The following is an 18,701-nucleotide window of genomic DNA, read 5'->3' as shown; positions in this document are numbered from 1 at the left end:
TATCCCCCTAATTACACGAAGCAGGTAAAATAGTTTTTTTATATTGCGCTAATGTACCGTCAAATGACCTTATTACAAGACCGATTTCAACAGGTTTATGACCAGATTCACTTATCTGAGCAAATCTGCAACCGTCAAGGTCAGGTTCAACTACTGGCGGTCAGTAAGACAAAACCGACCGACATGATACGCGACGCATGGAGTTGCGGGCAGAAGCATTTTGGCGAAAGCTATCTACAGGAAGCCATCAGTAAAATTCAGGCACTGCACGATCTTTCTGATATCCACTGGCACTTTATCGGCCCGATTCAGTCAAATAAAACCCGGGATATAGCAGAACACTTTGAGTGGGTGCACAGTGTGGATCGTCTCAAGATTGCCCAGAGGCTGAACGACCAACGCCCTGAGTTATTACCGCCATTGAATATCTGCCTGCAAGTCAATATCAGTGGAGAAACATCCAAATCCGGAGTTAGTCTGGATGAGCTGCCACAACTGGTACAAGCCATCAATCAATTACCCCGGCTTACGCTACGCGGGCTGATGGGTATCCCGGCGCCAGAGTCAGACCCAGCGCAACAGCGAATTCCATTTCGAACACTGGCAGATGCGCTGAAAAGCCTGAATAAGCAGTTTTCTCTGGATATGGATACGCTCTCCATGGGAATGAGTGACGATCTTGAAGCAGCTATTCAAGAAGGCTCAACCATGGTGCGCATTGGCACAGCGCTGTTTGGTGAGAGAGACTATGCACAAAAGCCGTCTCAGAATGCATCTAGCAATCAGGAAAAAGAATAATGAATCAGCCAACTATCGCCTTTATCGGTGCAGGCAATATGGCCAGCAGCATAATCGGTGGTCTGATCCAGAATGGCTGGCCAGCGGAGCGATTGATTGCAACGGCCCGCACCGAAGCAACGCTGTCGGCCATCAAAGATCAATTTGCCATTGAAACCACCACCGACAACCATCAGGCTGTGCAGCAGGCTGATATCATCATGCTTTGTGTAAAGCCGCAGATGATGAAAGCGGTGCTATCGGACGTACGTTCATCCATTTCTGCTGATTCTCTGCTTATCTCTGTCGCCGCCGGCATCACAATGAGCAGTCTTGAAGCTTGGGCTGGCAATGGTCAAGCCATCGTCAGAAGCATGCCAAACACGCCATCGCTACTGCAGTGTGGCGCGGCTGGTTTGTTTGCCAATACCGCTGTGACACCTGAACAGAAAATATTGGTTGATCGTGTTTTCTCCGCCATCGGCATTGCTGAGTGGGTACAGGAAGAATCACTGATTGATGCAGTCATCGCCGTTTCCGGCAGCGGCCCTGCTTATTACTTCCTGTTTATGGAAGTGATGGAACAGGTTGGCACCCAACTCGGCCTTGATCAGGAAACCGCTAAACGATTAACTCAACAAACCGCTTTCGGTGCAGCCAGAATGGCACAGGCCAGCGATGTAGATGTTGCTGAATTAAAACGTCGGGTGATGTCGCCAAATGGCACTACTGAGCAGGCAATCAACACCTTTATGGATGGTGAGTTGCCAGCGTTGATTGAGAAAGCGATGAATGCCGCCGTTAAGCGGTCGATAGAAATGGCAGAAGCATTAAAGGACTGATTTGTGCTGTATTTGCATTGCATTGACATGCCAACAGCAAGCTTTAAGAAGCTGTTCATGATCTTTTGCGAATAGCGAAAACGAGGAGAAAATGTTCCTGTTTTTCAGTTTTTTGAGGCGCATAGTGGCGCTACGCAACGAAGAAAACTGAAAAACAGGGGCGTTTTATCATCGTTTGCAGCTCGCAGAAAGATTGTGAACAGCTTCTAAGGTATTATCGAACGATTATTAACAGGTGACTGACAAACATTATGGGTGCACTTTCTTCAGGGCTCACTTCAAGCCTCAGCTTTTTAATACAGACCCTCGGTGGGCTGTATATCATGGCGGTGCTGGTGCGTTTTCTTCTACAGCTGGTTCGGGCGGATTTTTATAACCCAATCTCCCAGGCCATAGTGAAAGCCACTTCCCCGCTCCTGACTCCCATTCGCAAAGTTATCCCAGGTTATGCCGGGATCGATTTTGCCTCGCTGGTGCTGGCACTGGTGCTGCAGATTATTCTATTGTTTGTAGACGCTGCACTTAAAGGCCATGTTCCAACTCTAACTGACATCCCAGATGCACTATTTCTAAGCACAATTCAAATTGCTATCTCATTCCTGAAAATATACCTGTACAGCCTAATTATTATTGCTATAGCAAGCTGGGTTGCTCCAGGAAGTTATAATCCAGGGTTGATGTTACTACACCAAATCACCGAACCTTTAACCAAAAGAGTCCGAGCATTCATCCCTCCTCTTGGCGGATTAGACTTCTCACTAATGCTTCTTGTCATTATAATTATGTCTTTGTTGCGATTTTTGGGAGCATAACCTAAATTTTATCTTTTGTAGGCTCTCAATCCCTTGAGAGTCTATTAACTTCAAGCGCTCCACTTCCCCCGTCGATATCACTGCTATTCCCCTACATTTCAGGTCACGGATAGCATCATGTTTCTGGAAAAATTCTGCTCACACCTTTTTGGTCTATCTTCAGAAACCGTTGCTCGCTCTGCTCTTCTGGTTTGCCTGCTGACATTGTTTCCTATTATGACAGTGGCGGATAACGTCCTTCTTAATAATCAACAATCCCTCCCTTTCAACTACCGTTTTGACGGCCAAACCATCGAGCGGGGCACAGAGCTGATTGTCTCCGGCATCAATAGCTCTGATGAACCTGAGATACTGGTGGTACGTATTGATAATGAACAATCCTCCAACTATTACTCTCGCAACAACCGTGAATTTACCTTGGCTCCCGGCCCTTTCAATCTGACCATGCCACTCACAGGGCTGAAAACATCCAGCAAAAGACCACTGGGACAGCCTTATACAGAAATGATCATTTTTACATCATCGCGTTGGACCGGTATCAAACTCAATGCGGTGGTCATCAGCAAGGGAAATAGCATCCCGGATCAAACAATGGCACTGGATTTTGGTTCGTCCACCAGCCCTGTATTCCCGGGTTTTGAACCCATAGAGAAAAATCATTCGTTTATTAAAGGAGCCCCAAAAGCGCGTGCTCGGGTTTCTGGTGATGCACTGATTCGAGATGGTATTTCCGGAATCAATCAGGTTCAGATCCCATGGCCCGATGGCCAGTGGAAAGTGAGCCTGTGGACTCAGGATCAAGGTGAATGGGAATACCTCCCTCACTTTTTAAACCGTTCCATCACGGTGAATAACACCTCTTTTTTGCAGCAAAAATACAGCCCCTCTCAATGGATTAGCGAGGTTTATCTAGCCGGCCGGCAACAAGAAGCGGGGATTGATGGTGATCTCTGGTCATTGGTTGGTGAACGCCGTGATGGCTTTATTTCAGAGCATATTAACGTCAGCGATGGTCTGGTCACCATTAACCTTGCCGGTGACTTTGGCGGAAAGTTCCTTTCTGGCTTAGTCATTGAGGCTATCGATGGAATCTATGCCAGCCAGATTCAGAAAAAGCGGCAAGAACGGTTTCTGAACAAATGGCCTGTTGTCAGCGACAGCCATAACGCCACTGGAACCCTGTTATTAGAAGACATCAGTCAACAAACGAAAACAGACGACGGCTTTTATCCAGTCGCCAAAAACACCGTACTTAACCTTTTGTTCGAAATTAAAAGCCCCGTCGACGATATTGCTCCTGTACTGGCGATTTCACCCCCAAAAAATATAGCGAATGAGTCTCTGGAGATTGCCAAACGATATGGGCACTGGCATTTTGAGCGCCCTTACCCCAATGCAACATCATTGACTATCGACGACAGTTATCTTCGATCTGATCTGGAACAGATGCAGTTATCCAGTCAGAAACCCAGACGATTGCATATTCAAGTTCACATCCCAAAAGAAACACACGCTGGCAACTATTTCGGCAAGGTTCAGCTATTCAGCCAGGGTGAGCTGAAGGTGCTGGACTATCAGCTGAAGGTGTTACCCATGGCTCTGCCTGATCTGGAAGCACCCGTCGGGCTCTATCTGGAGCCAGCACCTTATTATCAGTGGTTTGCAACGCTTGCCCCGCATCGTGCTGCAGCTACCGCCTGCGATTTGTCATTACTGGCCTCTCATGGTTTCAGCACTGTCGCCCCTGCACTGGCAACCCCCGATAACGAGAAGTCGCGCGAGCGCTTCATAGAGCAGTTGCAGCAACTAAAAGATCACGGTTTCACCGACAACCTGTTGGCGTATTCACCTCTGAAACGACTACTTGCGCAAAAAAACATTGCCAATGCCACCGATGATCTGGCGGCATTAAAGGGCACTATGACAGCCCAAGGGCTGCCTTCTCTCTACTGGTCTATTTTCGACGAGCCGTTACCAGAGAAATTTCAACAAATTAAAAACACTGGAATGCTACTGGATTCTCCTGAACTGCAAATGAAAACAGCGGGGCATATGAATAATGGCCGCCAGGATGAACTGGCAGTGCAAGCAGACCTGCTACTAATCAATCACGGCATTAACGTTGCCGAAGACACCATTGATCGCTTTCAGGAAAACAGCGAAGTATGGCTATACAATCTGCCTCGCCCACGGCTGGCGTCCGGCTTTTACCTATGGCGTTCTGGTGCTGATGGTTACTTACAATGGCATGGTCGTATGCCAACCGCTGACCCTTTTGATCCAACGGACGGCCGAGAGGGTGACATGATTTACCTTTACCCTTCCCCGGTACATTGCTCGAAAACACCTGATATACATCATCGCTTTCTCGACCTGCATGAAGCAACACTGGATTTACGTTGGCTCCAGTGGCTTGAAAATGAAGCCCAGAGCAGCAAAACGGCCAAAAAACTTATTCAGAAAATTGAACAGCGGGTTACCACTGACTGGCTTAAAGCCGAACAGGAACTTAGCAAAGCTGATGTCCTCAGGCTCCGGGCTGCCATTACTAAATTCGCGCTTATTCAGACCCGCTCTTTGGATGAATCACAAGGAAAGCCCGTTACTCAAGCAGTCCCTAAGGAAGCTATGATTCAACGCTTACCGATCAGCCAGGAACCAGTAGAAGTAAAAATGTCGGAAACAAAACAAATAGCCATTAGCCCAACGCGCTCTAACTCATCACCTGTTTTTTATCTACAAGCTGGCAGTTATCAATCTGCAAGGCATGCTGCTAACGCAATATCTTTGATCGAGCAGGCCGGTTTTAATGCTTATATAGAAAATACAGTGGTGAACGGCACCTCGTACAAAAGAGTCATAATAGGGCCCGAACTCTCACTGCCGGACGTCAATAAAGTGATTGCCAAACTAAAAGGGAAATTACAATTTACGCAATTCTCAGTAAACGCTGGAAATAAAAATCCATTGTCGTTTTTCATTCATGCTGGCAGCTATCAAGATAAAAATAGAGCACTGAGTGTTATGAAGGCTGTCAGAGAGTCTGGTTTTAATGCCTATAGCAAAACAGTCACGGTTAAAGGTAATTTATATCATCGTGTATTTATTGGTCCAGAGTTGGACCTTAAAGATATCAACATCATACTCGAAAAATTTGGCGGTCAATTACCGCTTCAACAATATCCTCGATCTCATAATTTAGATCAGCAACAGTAAATCAACTAATACCGTGAAAAGGTAATTAGAAGCTTTATTGGGTTTCAGAAGAATGGTCATTTTCTTGAGGCAATGAACAAAGCGGTTAAACAAAAAGAACGTTGAAAACGAGATTAGTCAGAGAGCCGAATGGCTCCCTGACTAATTTTATTACAGCAGCAACTTACGAATATCCGCCAACAACTCACCCAACATTGCAGTGAATCGTGCAGCATCCGCGCCATTGATCGCTCTGTGATCATAGGAAAGCGACAGTGGCAACATCAGCTTCGGTTCAAACTCTTTACCGTTCCACACAGGCTTCATGGAAGACTTAGAAAGGCCGAGTATCGCAACTTCTGGCGCATTAACGATTGGCGTAAATGCTGTACCACCAATAGAACCAAGGCTGGAGATGGTGAAGCAGCCGCCTTGCATCTCATCAGGCTTCAGCTTCTTGTCTCTTGCCTTGCCAGCCAGTTCAATCACTTCTGCCGACAATTCCCACAGGCTCTTCTGATCTACATTCTTGATTACTGGTACCAGCAGGCCGTCCGGTGTGTCCACCGCCATACCGATATTGATGTACTTCTTGTAGATCAGGGTTTCGCCATCCGGGCTCAGAGAGGTGCAGAACTGTGGCATCTCTTTCAGTACGTAAGCCACGGCTTTCAGAATAAACGGCACTGGTGTCAGTTTGGTGCCGCGCTTTTCTGCCAGGGCTTTCTGAGCTTTACGGAACGCTTCCAGTTCGGTGATATCACACTCATCAAACTGGGTAACGTGGGGCACGTTCAACCAGGAACGCTGGAAGTTCTTCGCCGCAACCTTACACAAGCGGTTCAGCGCAACCTTCTCGATGTCACCCCATTTGCTGAAATCGATTTCTGGCATGGCAGGAATACCAAGACCAGATGTTGCAGCAGCTGCTTGAGGCTTCTCACTGAGGCGTGTCTTCACGTATTGCTGAACATCTTCTTTCAGAATACGACGACGTGGGCCTGTGCCAGAAACCAGTGCCAGATCCACACCGAATTCACGAGCCAGCCTGCGAACCGCCGGGCCAGCATGATAGTTACGATTCACCCGTTCCAGCTCAACCGGATTCGCTTCTGCATGGGGCGGTGGCGCAGCCGGTGCTCTGGATGGCTCAGCTTTTGCAGGTTCAGCTTTTGCAGGTTCCGCTGCTGGAGCAGGCTGAGTAACCGCCGGCACTTCTGCACCACCGATGACTTCCAAATCCAGAATCAAGTCGCCCTGACTCAGCACATCACCTTCTTTTACAGAGATGGCTTTCACCACGCCGGTAAAGGGTGAAGGCACTTCCATCGTCGCCTTGTCGGACTCGAGCACAATCAAAGAAGCTTCTTCTTCGATGGTGTCACCCACTTTCACGCACACTTCGATGACCGGCACATTTTCAGCGCCAATATCAGGTACGGTCACTTTTTCAAGGCGTGGCCCCGCTTGTGGAGCTGGAGCAGCAGTCGTTGGAGCAGCAGCTGGCGTTGGTGCCGATGCCACTGGTGCGGGTGTCGATGCTGCTGGAGCATTGCCACCAGCCACTTCCACATCAATCACCAGATCGCCCTGATTCAGAGCATCACCTTCTTTAACATGAATGGCTTTCACCACACCTTCTACTGGCGAAGGCACTTCCATGGTGGCTTTGTCGGATTCCAAAACAATCAGGGAATCTTCCAGCGCAACGGTGTCACCTACCTTTACGCACACTTCGATCACCGGCACATTTTCAGCGCCAATGTCGGGAACGTGTACGGATTCAATACTTGAACCACCCGCTGCTGCTGGTGCAGCAACAGGTGTTGGTTCTGCAACCGGAGCAGACGCAGCTTCTGCAACAGGCTCCGGATTTGCCGCAGCGGCTTCACCAGCCGCTGCCATTTTCAACATGGGAATACCTTCACTAACACTGTCGCCTACTTTCAGCAGCAGCTCAGTTACCACACCATCACGGGGTGCTGGCACTTCCATGGTTGCTTTATCGGATTCCAACACGATCAGGGAATCTTCGGCACACACCGAATCCCCCGGCTTTACGCAGATTTCAATGACTTCTGCTTCGCCGCTGCCGATATCTGGAACCTTGATGATTTCGTCACTCATTCCTCGTACCTTCTCTCAGTTCCAGTATCAGCTATACAGCGGGTTCGCTTTGGTTGGGTCGATATTAAACTTCTTGATCGCATCGCTGACCACAGAAGCTTCCAGCTCACCATCCTGAACCAATGCGTACAGGGCAGCGACGACGATGAACTGACTGTCCACTTCGAAGAAATGACGCAGCTTTTCACGGGAATCAGAGCGACCAAAACCATCGGTGCCAAGAGCAACAAAAGTACCTGAAATAAACTCACGAATCTGATTAGCGTACAGGCTCATGTAGTCGGAAGCGGCAACCACTGGTCCTTTACGGCCAGCTAATTGCTTCTCAACCCAGCTAGTACGTTGCTCACCTTCAGGATTCAGCATATTGTGACGCTTGGCATCTTTACCATCCCGAGCCAGCTCGTTAAAGCTTGTGGCGCTCCAGATGTCGGACTCAATGTTGTACTCATCACGAAGAATGGTGGCAGCCTTGCGCACTTCTTCAAGAATGGTGCCGCAACCCATCAGCTGAACCTTAAGGCCGCTATTGCGAGAGCACTCTTCAAGGTTATAAAGCCCCTTGATGATACCTTCGATCACTTCCGGACCTTCCGGCAGCGCTGGCTGACGGTAGTTCTCATTCATCGCAGTAATGTAGTACCAAACGTTCTCGCCATCGCCATACATGCGCTGTAGACCGTTCTGAACAATCACCGCCATCTCATAGCCGTAAGTCGGATCGTAACTGATGCAGTTTGGTACGGTGGACGCCAGAATGTGGCTGTGTCCGTCCTGATGCTGCAGACCTTCACCATTCAGCGTGGTTCGGCCAGCAGTAGCACCGATCAGGAAGCCGCGCGCCTGGATATCGCCCGCAGCCCATGCCAGATCGCCGGTACGCTGGAAACCGAACATAGAGTAGAACGCGTAGAACGGAATCATTGGCACGTTATTGCTGCTGTAAGACGTTGCTGCAGCAATCCACGCCGAATGAGCGCCGGCTTCGTTGATACCTACTTCCAGAATCTGACCCTGAATGGATTCTTTGTAGAACATCACCTGATCAGAATCCACAGGCTCATAGTTCTGGCCAACAGCGGAGTAAATGCCAAGCTGACGGAACATGCCTTCCATACCAAAGGTACGGGCTTCATCTGGTACGATCGGTACGATGTATTTTCCAAGATTCTTATCTTTAGCCAACGCTCCCAGAATACGGACGTAAGCCATAGTAGTGGAAATTTCACGTTCACCACTGCCTTTCGTCACGGCTTCAAAAGCATCCAGACCCGGAATTTCCAACTTCACATCGGTTTCAACACGACGCTGTGGAATAAAGCCGCCCAGCTTCTCACGACGCTGACGCATGTACTTCATTTCAGGGCTATCAGCGTCCGGCTTGAAGAACGGCAGATTTTCGATCTCTTCATCTTTAATAGGCAGATCGAAACGGTCACGGAAGTGTTTCAGGTCATCAACTGGCAACTTCTTCACGTTATGGCTGATGTTAGCTGCTTCACCTGTTGCGCCGGTGCCATAACCTTTTACTGTTTTCGCCAGAATAACCGTTGGCTGACCAGTGTGATGGGTCGCTTCATGGTACGCCGCATACACTTTGTATGGATCGTGACCACCACGGTTCAGACGCCAGATATCGTCGTCAGAGAGATTTTCAACCAGTTTCAGTGCTTCGGGGTCACGGGCAAAGAAGTTGTCACGGGTCCAGGCGCCACCTTTAGCCTTGCAGTTCTGGTAATCACCATCCACCGCTTCGTCCATAATTTTCTGAAGCTTGCCGTTTTTGTCTTGCGCCAACAGTGGGTCCCAATGACGCCCCCAAGTGACTTTAATTACATTCCAGCCAGCACCGCGGAACACGCCTTCCAGTTCCTGAATGATTTTGCCGTTGCCGCGCACCGGACCATCCAGACGCTGAAGGTTACAGTTCACCACGAACACCAGGTTATCCAGCTTCTCACGACCAGCCAGAGAGATCGCACCGAGGGATTCCGGCTCATCCATCTCACCATCGCCAAGGAATGCCCATACTTTACGGTTCTGTTCCTGAGCTAGGCCACGGTTGATCAGGTACTTCATAAAGTGCGCCTGATAAATCGCCTGAATCGGGCCAAGGCCCATGGAAACGGTTGGGAATTGCCAGAAGTCCGGCATCAGCTTCGGGTGAGGGTAAGAAGAAAGACCCTTCCCATCCACTTCCTGACGGAAGTTATCAAGCTGATCTTCACTTAAACGACCTTCAAGAAATGCCCGGGAATAAATACCCGGAGCCACGTGACCCTGATAATAAACCAGATCACCTTCGCGGGAGTCGTCATGGCCGTGGAAGAAATAGTTGTAACCAATGTCATAAAGCGTGGCACTGGAGGCAAATGAAGAAATATGGCCACCCAGACTGCTGTCTTTTTTATTGGCACGCATTACCATTGCCAAAGCATTCCAACGAACCAATGAACGAATACGGCGTTCCATAAAGAGATCGCCAGGCATGCGGGCTTCTTTCTCTGGTGGAATGGTATTGCGATAAGGTGTTGTTATTGCGTAGGGTAATTGAGTCCCTTTAGCACGTGCGTGCTGTGAAAGGCGAGTCAACAGAAAATGAGCCCGATCCTCTCCTTCCTGTTCTAGCACGGAATCGAGCGCTTCCAGCCATTCCCGTGTTTCTATTGGGTCGATATCATGCATAAACCAATCTGCTCCGAAATCAGTCGAGTTCCACCAGATGTGTATAGAAGTTAGCTAAAGAATCAGGCTGCCCTGCATCGGACGCAATCCTTACCAACTCCAGAAGAACAATAGATGAAAAGAAACAAGCGTTCCTGTCTGGCAGACTCATCAAACGAAATGATCGCACATGTTAATGGCTGATCATCACAAACACCAATTTTATTAGGTATAAATCCGCTTTACGGTCGTTTCCCAAGAAATCATTGATGCAAATAAACGCCTATCTAACTACAAAATAAGTAATCACCGCAATGAGTATCACTACTTAGATTCTATTTATTGTGAAAATTCAGTTTGCCTTCCATATTTTCTGGACATTTTTATAACAAAACCCAATAAACGAAAACAAAACACCAATAATTAACAACCTTTATCGGCTGAATAATTCACAACCTCTGTATCATCCGATATTTAAAAGTAGCAGCTTCAGTGGTTTTTAATGAACTTCCGCCAATTAAACGAACGTTTGTTTTATTTAAGGGCTGTTTTACAGTTTTATTTTCTTTCAATCTGATTACCTGTAGATGCTGGAGCACTACATCCCTCTCCATGAATCGTATCAATCACGCTTTCAGTAATACGACCTCCACATATCCCCCCAGAGAAAAGGGTAAACCATAGCCTCTGACGGCATGTATCTTCTGACGCGTCAAACTCTCCCTCAAAACTAAAAATGCTTTGCTTACTTCCATCGCTGATGACTCCAAAGATACGTCTCTGGCTGATCATGGATGGACGCTTCCGCTTCCTTTATATATGCATCCATAACCGGATAGTCCGAATCAGGGTCAGAACCAGAGAGCTTTATAAACTCCAGTCCATAGTATCCCGTCCTGATTTTCTTACACTTCGCAAAGAAAACCGGGTACTGAGTAAATTTAACGATCCGCTCTGCACCCGTAAAAAATTTTGCCTCTTTATTTAAGAAAACAGATGGGTAGCTCTGTTCCTCACTTCCCGGGCGCTGATCCGCCAGCATCACGAATAATCGAAAGTGCTTTTGTTTTAATATATTTTTACCCACTTGTTTCATTGGAACAGGGATCGAGTTGAACCGACTACGCACTTCATAAATAAACTGATTCATTCCTCTGTGATGCAAAGGCTTATAAACCGGATCAATCGGAAAGTCTAAATGCAGGGATGCACCATGCAGCATCCATTCCCAGTTACCTTGATGAGTTGTCAGAATAATCACCGGGCGCGTTTGATTCTGCGTTTCAGCAAATAGCACTTCCTGCCCTGTAATTGTGCACCGCGTCTGAAACTCAGACGCACTCATCTCATATGCCTTAATCATTTCCAGAAACAATTGAGTAAGATGCCGGTAAAACCGTTTGGATAAGCACCGAACTTCAGCTTCACTGAATTGAGGAAATGCCTGACGAATATTGGTGGTTACCACCCCCTTTCGATACTTGAAAACATGGCAGACCAATAGGTAAAGCAACCATGCCAGCGGATCGATCAAACAAAAGGGCAGCTTTGCCACCAACCTCAGCAAGAACATTTGCACGCCCAACCAGTAAAAAACGTTTCATTATAGACATTGCTGGCAGCGGCAAATGTTGTCCTTTAACATATCTTTAATAAGCTCAATAACTGGAAGAGATCAGGTCAATGGAGTCACTCACGGCGTTATTCAGTCAACACCTCACCTCCTCCGGGTTGCCTGATCCGGTTCAACAAGTGGTCGAAAGCCATTGGCAGCAATTCATTGAACGACATCCGACATTTGACCTAACCCTCGACCCACGACTGATCAATGAGCTCACCCACTGCTGGGCTGGCAGCGACTTTGCCGCGCAACAATGCATTCGTTATCCCGAATGGCTGGAAACGTTATGTACGAATAGAAAACAGTTGCCTGAGCTGGCAAAGAATCACGCTGAGCGACTTGGCAGCGCCATTGCACTGACAACAACCGATGATGAACTGAACAAAGCGCTGCGGTTGTATCGCAACCAAGAAATGCTGCGCATTATCTGGCTGGATTTGAACCGCCAGGTTTCCATGTCAGACACCACGAAAGACATGTCTAATCTGGCAGATGCCTGTATTAATCGCACCCTCGACTGGCTTTATCACGATGCCTGTAAAACCATGGGAACGCCCTTTGGCACCAATATTCCCGATGAAGAACCGGTTGCTCAGAAAATGGTTGTTCTGGGTATGGGCAAGCTCGGCGCCTATGATCTGAATCTTTCCTCCGACATCGACCTGATGTTCACCTTTCCCTGCCAGGGTGAAACCCGTGGTGCCAAAAAAGTAATCACCAATCAGGAGTTTTTTATCCGGTTGGGGCAGCGACTCATAAAAGCGCTGGATAGCCAAAATGCGGATGGCTTTGTCTTCCGGGTAGATATGCGACTGCGGCCTTATGGTGCCAGCGGTGCATTGGCTCTGAGCTTTGCGGCTATGGAACAATATTATCAGGATCAAGGCCGAGATTGGGAACGTTATGCCATGCTCAAAGCTCGAGTAGTTGCCGGTGACAAAACGACTGGCCAGCAATTATTGGATACGCTTCGACCCTTTGTTTATCGCCGCTATATAGACTTCGGCTCCATCAGCGCACTGCGGGAAATGAAGCAGCTGATCCAACGGGAAGTCAAACGCAAAGGCATGGAAAGTAATATCAAACTCGGCCCTGGCGGTATTCGGGAAATTGAGTTTATTATTCAATCCTTCCAGATCATTCATGGTGGCCGTGATCGCAGCTTGCAGGAACGGAATCTGCTGAACGTTCTCAACACGCTTAAAGAAAAACAGTGGTTCTCCCCTGAAGAAGCCGCAGAGCTGGAATCCGCCTACATTTATCTGCGCAATCTGGAACATGCCATTCAGGCCATTGACGATCGTCAGACTCAAGACCTACCAAAAGGCGTTGAAACACAGGCTCGTATTGCTTGCTCCATGGAGCACAATGACTGGAGTGAGTTATTAACGACACTGGATCAACATCGAAAATTCGTAACCACACATTTTGATGCTGTCATTGCTGATCCAGAAGCCAAAGAGAAAAACGACACCAATAGCAATCAATGGCAATCATTATGGCTCAGTCGTTTAACGGAAGAGGAAGAGCAACAGTTAATGACTCAGGAAGGTTTTAAAAACGTTAAAACCTCATGGCGACGATTGATCTCATTGCGAGACGGCAAAGCCATTACCCGAGTCAGAAAACAAAGCCATGATCGGCTGGATCAATTTATTCCCTTGCTGTTAACCGTCGCTGCCGCCTCTACCGAGCCAGATACTTTTTTACTGCGCATTCTCCCATTAGTGGAAGCAGTGCTCCGTCGGACCGCCTATCTAGTACTACTGATTGAAAACCCAGGAGCCCTTGAACACCTTGGCCGACTGTGTATTGCCAGCCCATGGATTGCTGAACAGATCGCCCGATTCCCAGCGCTTCTGGATGAGTTTCTCAACCTTGGCGATCTCTACAATCCGCCAAAAAAAGCTGAGCTTGCGGACGAATTACGCCAGCAGCTGGCTCATATTCCAGAGGATGATCTGGAAAACCAGATGGAAGCCCTGCGTCATTTTAAAATGGCTCACATACTTCGAGTCACGGCAGCGCAGGTATCCGGCAAATTGCCACTGATGAAAGAAAGCGATTATATAACCTGGATCGCCGAAGTTATTCTCGATGCGGTTCTGGCAATCGCCTGGCGCAATCTGACTGAGAAGCACGGCATGCCTCAGGATGCACTGGGCAACCTGTGTGATCCCGGGTTTATCATTGTGGGTTACGGCAAGCTGGGTGGTATTGAACTCGGTCCGGGCTCGGATCTTGATCTGGTGTTTGTCCACAATGGTGGCACCAATAAAGAGACTAATGGTGTCAGATCCATCGACAGCACCACCTTTTATACACGACTGGGTCAGAGAATTATCCATATCCTGACCACCCAGACGCCATCCGGCATTTTGTACGATACGGATATGCGACTACGGCCTTCGGGCTCAAAAGGCCTGCTGGTTAACTCTCTGCCTTATTTTGAAAAATATCAGAAAGAAGAAGCCTGGACATGGGAACATCAGGCGCTGGTCCGTGCCAGGGTCATTGCCGGTGATCAACAACTGGCTCAACAGTTCATCAGCCTTCGTTCAGACATTCTTGGTCAGGAAAGAGATGACATTAAGCTGAAAGCCGATGTCATCGATATGCGCCAGAAAATGCGCGAGCATCTGGGCAGTAAAACTAACCAGCAACATCTGTTTCATTTAAAACAGGATCCTGGCGGAATTGTTGATATTGAATTCCTGATGCAGTTTTTCGTGCTAAAGTACTCACACCGTTACACTTCTCTGCTCAAGTGGACAGATAACGTGCGTATTTCAGAGGAACTCGAAGCAGTTCACCTATTACCCCATAAAGAAGCTCGACAACTAAGGGAAGCTTATAAGACATTCCGACTCGGCATCCACCAGAAGTCATTGCAGAATGAGAAGCCAGTGGTTGAAAAATTGGAGCTCGAAGAAGTGTCACTCAAAGTGAAAACTATCTGGAGTCAATGGCTGATGGAATAAACTCTCCTAAAGAAAGTTGCGGGAGAGTTAATCCCTGAAAATAGAGGTATATTTTTATATACCTCTAAATCTATTTCTTCAACATTGCTCGAACATTACACTCAATACGAAGGGTATCTTTATCTGTAAGAAACCGACACCCCGACTTGAAAATTCCTTCATGTTTTATAAACTTTGAAAAGCCTACCAGAGTATTACTCTCTGGATTTAAACGCTGTGATTCCTGATTATTTTCTTTATACCACTTAAATTCCTTTGTTTTCACCTTGTGTTGCCTTCCCCCTGTCATATCACACAGAGTTACCGTACCGCACAGTTTGAATTTATCGGGAAACGTATCATCATTATCACCCTTCAGAACGCTCCACTTGACTGCAATATATTTACCCTTATTATCGCTATCTATTATAAGGCAAGGTTGAATCAAAACTCCTACTTCAGATGTGTAAAATGGGTGCCCAATGAAAACCGAGTTTTCTTCAATATTTTTTTTGAGTTCTTTTTGACGCTTTACCAAGCCACCTAATTCGGAGTCAGTTCGTTCTCCATTAAAGCCAGCATCACTAGCATCTAAGATGTCTACAGAGTTATCCTTCTGATTCTTATAATATTCTTGAATTTTAGGATGGATAGACGACTCTAATTCAGATTTGGCATCTTTTACGTCTGATAATTTTTTGGAAAAACCAGAAACATGTAAAACAGAAAGCCCATTTTTTTCTATTCGTTTATTTTCTTCTAATATTTGCACCCTCTGTTCAAGCTCAATTTGTACTTTTTTCTGTTCTTCAATTTCTCCTTTCAAAGCCATCTTTTTTTTTTCGAATACAGCCAGAGTTTCTCGCACCGAGCCTGCTAAGCTAAGGTTGTTCAAGGGCGACCCCCCCCCCTCTCTCATCACCTCTTTTTTTAACTCCTCCACCAGTAGACTTTTAACATCTTCTATTTCGCTTGTAGTCATTTTAATTTGTTCTTTTGCTGTTATCAGCTCAAGACCAAGGCCATGCAATATATTATCTTCAGCCCCTTTATTATCAAAAGGAAGTGCATAATCCGAATCAGGGCGAGGTGCTTGTAGCTTTAGTATCGTTTTTTTTGCGGACTGAAGATCTTCTTTGGATACCTCTTGAGTACACCTTCGTTTGTCAGACCTATGCGATGATTGTCCCAACCCTTCAGAATCAGGCATCATAGGCATCACATCACGAAGCGCCGACACATTTCCCAAATCGGCTCTTCGCCCTACAACTTCCTTATCAGATCTATAATGCGCTATCAATTTTGGATTATATTCCACGTATCCAAAATCAGCGGCTGGCAAAGTATTACTCATCTCAATCAACTCCCGGGAAGACTTCTAGCTTAGAGCCTATTTATCCATTTGAGTTCAAATGAATGCGTCATATCTGGCTGATAACGTACCTCAATTACAACATAGCGACGCTTGCTGGCATTGCAGCCATTGAGGGTTTATGATCCGAAGCAACCTGTACTAAAACTCTCTATCGACAACAATTTCAAAGTGGAGTTATCTGATGTCTTTCGCCGATCGTGATGGCGTTATCTGGTTAGACGGGGAACTGGTCCCCTGGCGAGAAGCCCAAACCCATGTTCTGACGCACACCCTGCATTATGGTATGGGCGTGTTCGAAGGTGTCCGCGCTTACAGCACACCGAATGGTCCTGCTATTTTCCGTTTAAAAGAACACACTGATCGTCTGTTCCGCAGCGCTCATATTCTGAGAATGGACATTCCCTACAGCAAAGAAGAGCTGAACGAAGCTCAGAAATTAGTGGTTCGTGAAAATGGTCTGGACGAAGCGTACCTTCGCCCCATGTGCTTCTTGGGTTCCGAAGGCATGGGACTCCGCGCAGAAGGTTTGAAAGTTCATACTATGATTGCAGCCTGGAACTGGCCTTCCTATATGTCTCCGGAAGCTCTGGAGCAAGGCATCAAAATTCGTACATCGTCTTATACCCGCCACCACGTCAACATCACCATGTGCAAAGCCAAGGCCAATGGCAACTACATGAATTCCATGTTGGCTCTGCGGGAGGCGTTAGAGAGTGGCTGTGAAGAAGCATTGCTGCTCGATAACGAAGGTTACGTGGCAGAAGGCAGTGGCGAGAACTTCTTTATCGTGAAAGAAGACGGCATTATTTACACGCCAGAACTGACTTCCTGCCTCGAAGGCATTACCCGCGATACCATCATGCAGTTTGCCAAAGAGCTTGGGTTAGAGGTTCGGGAAAAGCGGATCACTCGTGATGAAGTGTATATCGCTCAGGAAGCCTTCTTTACAGGAACCGCCGCAGAAGTGATGCCGATTCGTGAGCACGATGGGCGCAAGATTGGTTCTGGTAAAAGAGGGCCGATTACTGAGAAGCTGCAGTCTATGTACTTCGATCAAGTGCGTGGTAAACGTCAGGAAAAACCAGAGTGGCTGTCTACCTGCTTATAAGTAGTTAACCATCTGAAATCATATTTTCTGACTCATTGATCAGGCCCTCTGACTGCGTTGCAACTCTGGTCACATAGCTCGCTATGCTCCCGCTGTTGCGCCTTGCAGAGAACCTGACCAACAAGCCAGAAATATTCGATTCCAATTGGCCAACTACTTAAGCAGAGAGCCAACTCAAATCCGGTAACCTTTCGGGGTTATCGGTTTATGGAACGACCTTCAGCGACTTCACATCAATCTCTACCCCAGATTTTCGCTCCACATCCACCTCACCAATAATTTCCACTTTGGTCTTGGCATCAATATGTTGGCTAGATGGAAAATCTTTGTCATCTATATCCACCTGAATCTCGCCAGAGCCATCACTGAACATATACGTTTCGTGCTTCATTTTACGCACCAGATGCCCTTTCATAGCTACGGGCATATCTTCTTTCGGATTCTTTAAAATGGACGCCACCGTTGCGGCACTAACCTTAGAACCGGGGCCAGTATAAGCAGCATTGACCTCCCCTATAAAAAGGCTAAAGAACAAGAGCGCGGCAATGGAGCAAGCCACTGCTTTTTTTGTATTTGAACAAACGGATAGAAACGAAGAGTACATACTGATCACACCTATTCATGCTGGTACGTTATCAATATAGACGTATATTGACGTTCAGAAGAAAACCTTCCGTCAGTATGCATTCATGGTCATTTATCGCTTCAGGCGCGCAATCCGTCAGCAATTCCCGCCGAGTTGATTAAAGTCAATAATATCAAGGGCTAGAGACTGATCTACTAGTTCAGAAATCGCAGACTATTAAGTAACATATACGACATTACATCATCATTGTCATTTTACTGTGAAACCATCTAACCGAAAGACGATTGCTGAGAAACTGATCAAAATAGTTTCAAAAGAAGCTGTTAAAGTCCCTGATTTTCGTAAAAGAAGCAGTCAAAATGCGATCCCGCTTCATGATGCCATCATGAGCGGTCTTGCCATTATGCATCTGAAGTATCCATCATTACTTCAGTTCGATCGGGACTGTGTTAAAACACCAGCCAAGTTGCATAACCTGAAATCGTTGTACGGCGTCGGTCAGGTACCTTGCGATACGCACCTCCGGGAAATGMTTGACCCTATTGATCCCCGCTATTTACGAAAATTTTTCACCCAACTGTTTGCCTTTGTGCAACGCTCAGGGCGACTCCGGCAATTTGAGTATTTTGAGGAA

Annotated in this window: 12 protein-coding genes; 7 read left to right on the top strand and 5 right to left on the bottom strand. The window is 47.1% G+C overall.

Annotated features, from left to right (window positions below):
- The first annotated feature begins 63 nt into the window (after positions 1-63).
- From AKL11_RS05230 to AKL11_RS05215, 4 genes are all read left to right on the top strand, one after another.
- Positions 64-798 carry a YggS family pyridoxal phosphate-dependent enzyme gene (locus tag AKL11_RS05230; RefSeq protein ID WP_067515970.1) on the top strand — a complete coding sequence of 245 codons (735 nt, stop codon included), beginning with the start codon at positions 64-66 and terminating at the stop codon, positions 796-798.
- A complete protein-coding gene (gene proC / locus AKL11_RS05225) occupies positions 798-1,619 on the top strand; it encodes a pyrroline-5-carboxylate reductase (RefSeq protein ID WP_067515565.1) in 822 nt (273 codons plus the stop codon). The genes AKL11_RS05230 and proC overlap by 1 nt, the downstream gene beginning before the upstream one ends.
- A 251-nt stretch (positions 1,620-1,870) precedes the next feature.
- Entirely contained in the window at positions 1,871-2,431 is a 561-nt protein-coding gene (locus AKL11_RS05220; RefSeq protein WP_067515564.1) for a YggT family protein, read from the top strand.
- A 117-nt stretch (positions 2,432-2,548) separates the two neighbouring features.
- A complete protein-coding gene (locus AKL11_RS05215; protein ID WP_067515563.1) occupies positions 2,549-5,647 on the top strand; it encodes an SPOR domain-containing protein in 3,099 nt (1,032 codons plus the stop codon).
- A gap of 150 nt (positions 5,648-5,797) precedes the next feature.
- Here the strand turns inward: AKL11_RS05215 and aceF are convergent, their stop codons facing one another.
- The 3 genes from aceF to AKL11_RS05200 all read right to left on the bottom strand — a co-directional run bounded on the left by aceF (position 5,798) and on the right by AKL11_RS05200 (position 11,996).
- The gene (gene aceF, locus AKL11_RS05210; RefSeq protein ID WP_067515562.1) at positions 5,798-7,753 is read right to left on the bottom strand and encodes a dihydrolipoyllysine-residue acetyltransferase; all 1,956 of its coding nucleotides are present in this window, start codon (positions 7,751-7,753) and stop codon (positions 5,798-5,800) included.
- 27 nt (positions 7,754-7,780) lie between these two features.
- On the bottom strand, positions 7,781-10,438 hold the full coding sequence (aceE, locus tag AKL11_RS05205; protein ID WP_067515561.1) for a pyruvate dehydrogenase (acetyl-transferring), homodimeric type: 2,658 nt from the start codon (positions 10,436-10,438) through the stop codon (positions 7,781-7,783).
- Between the two features lie 724 nt (positions 10,439-11,162).
- The gene (locus AKL11_RS05200; protein WP_301335648.1) at positions 11,163-11,996 is read right to left on the bottom strand and encodes a lysophospholipid acyltransferase family protein; all 834 of its coding nucleotides are present in this window, start codon (positions 11,994-11,996) and stop codon (positions 11,163-11,165) included.
- A gap of 104 nt (positions 11,997-12,100) precedes the next feature.
- On the opposite strand from AKL11_RS05200, the gene glnE reads away from it, so the two are divergent.
- On the top strand, positions 12,101-15,019 hold the full coding sequence (glnE, locus tag AKL11_RS05195) for a bifunctional [glutamate--ammonia ligase]-adenylyl-L-tyrosine phosphorylase/[glutamate--ammonia-ligase] adenylyltransferase (RefSeq protein ID WP_095210198.1): 2,919 nt from the start codon (positions 12,101-12,103) through the stop codon (positions 15,017-15,019).
- A gap of 70 nt (positions 15,020-15,089) precedes the next feature.
- Here the strand turns inward: glnE and AKL11_RS05190 are convergent, their stop codons facing one another.
- Positions 15,090-16,352: an MATH domain-containing protein gene (locus tag AKL11_RS05190; RefSeq protein WP_067515560.1), complete on the bottom strand. Its 1,263-nt coding sequence runs from the start codon at positions 16,350-16,352 to the stop codon at positions 15,090-15,092.
- 202 nt (positions 16,353-16,554) lie between these two features.
- Here AKL11_RS05190 and AKL11_RS05185 point away from each other — a divergent pair, with 202 nt between their 5' ends.
- On the top strand, positions 16,555-17,481 hold the full coding sequence (locus tag AKL11_RS05185) for a branched-chain amino acid transaminase (protein WP_067515559.1): 927 nt from the start codon (positions 16,555-16,557) through the stop codon (positions 17,479-17,481).
- A gap of 205 nt (positions 17,482-17,686) precedes the next feature.
- Here AKL11_RS05185 and AKL11_RS05180 read toward each other — a convergent pair whose 3' ends face one another.
- Positions 17,687-18,085, bottom strand: a complete 399-nt coding sequence (locus AKL11_RS05180; RefSeq protein WP_095210197.1) for a NirD/YgiW/YdeI family stress tolerance protein — start codon at positions 18,083-18,085, stop codon at positions 17,687-17,689.
- 367 nt (positions 18,086-18,452) lie between these two features.
- On the opposite strand from AKL11_RS05180, the gene AKL11_RS25575 reads away from it, so the two are divergent.
- The coding region (locus tag AKL11_RS25575; protein WP_216636760.1) for a hypothetical protein at positions 18,453-18,701 on the top strand (249 nt) is incomplete at its 3' end.

The organism is Endozoicomonas ascidiicola (genome assembly GCF_001646945.1).
In the GTDB taxonomy this organism is placed as follows: domain Bacteria; phylum Pseudomonadota; class Gammaproteobacteria; order Pseudomonadales; family Endozoicomonadaceae; genus Endozoicomonas; species Endozoicomonas ascidiicola.
The sequence above is the reverse complement of the archived record's forward strand: the minus strand, read 5'-3'. Positions and strand labels throughout refer to the sequence as shown.

Bases quoted from the DNA above. Each gene is read 5' to 3' on its own strand.
- AKL11_RS05230 (WP_067515970.1), top strand. From the start codon at position 64: ATGACCTTATTACAAGACCGATTTCAACAGGTTTATGACCAGATTCAC.
- proC (WP_067515565.1), top strand. From the start codon at position 798: ATGAATCAGCCAACTATCGCCTTTATCGGTGCAGGCAATATGGCCAGC.
- AKL11_RS05220 (WP_067515564.1), top strand. From the start codon at position 1,871: ATGGGTGCACTTTCTTCAGGGCTCACTTCAAGCCTCAGCTTTTTAATA.
- AKL11_RS05215 (WP_067515563.1), top strand. From the start codon at position 2,549: ATGTTTCTGGAAAAATTCTGCTCACACCTTTTTGGTCTATCTTCAGAA.
- aceF (WP_067515562.1), bottom strand. From the start codon at position 7,753: ATGAGTGACGAAATCATCAAGGTTCCAGATATCGGCAGCGGCGAAGCA.
- aceE (WP_067515561.1), bottom strand. From the start codon at position 10,438: ATGCATGATATCGACCCAATAGAAACACGGGAATGGCTGGAAGCGCTC.
- glnE (WP_095210198.1), top strand. From the start codon at position 12,101: ATGGAGTCACTCACGGCGTTATTCAGTCAACACCTCACCTCCTCCGGG.
- AKL11_RS05190 (WP_067515560.1), bottom strand. From the start codon at position 16,352: ATGAGTAATACTTTGCCAGCCGCTGATTTTGGATACGTGGAATATAAT.
- AKL11_RS05185 (WP_067515559.1), top strand. From the start codon at position 16,555: ATGTCTTTCGCCGATCGTGATGGCGTTATCTGGTTAGACGGGGAACTG.
- AKL11_RS05180 (WP_095210197.1), bottom strand. From the start codon at position 18,085: ATGTACTCTTCGTTTCTATCCGTTTGTTCAAATACAAAAAAAGCAGTG.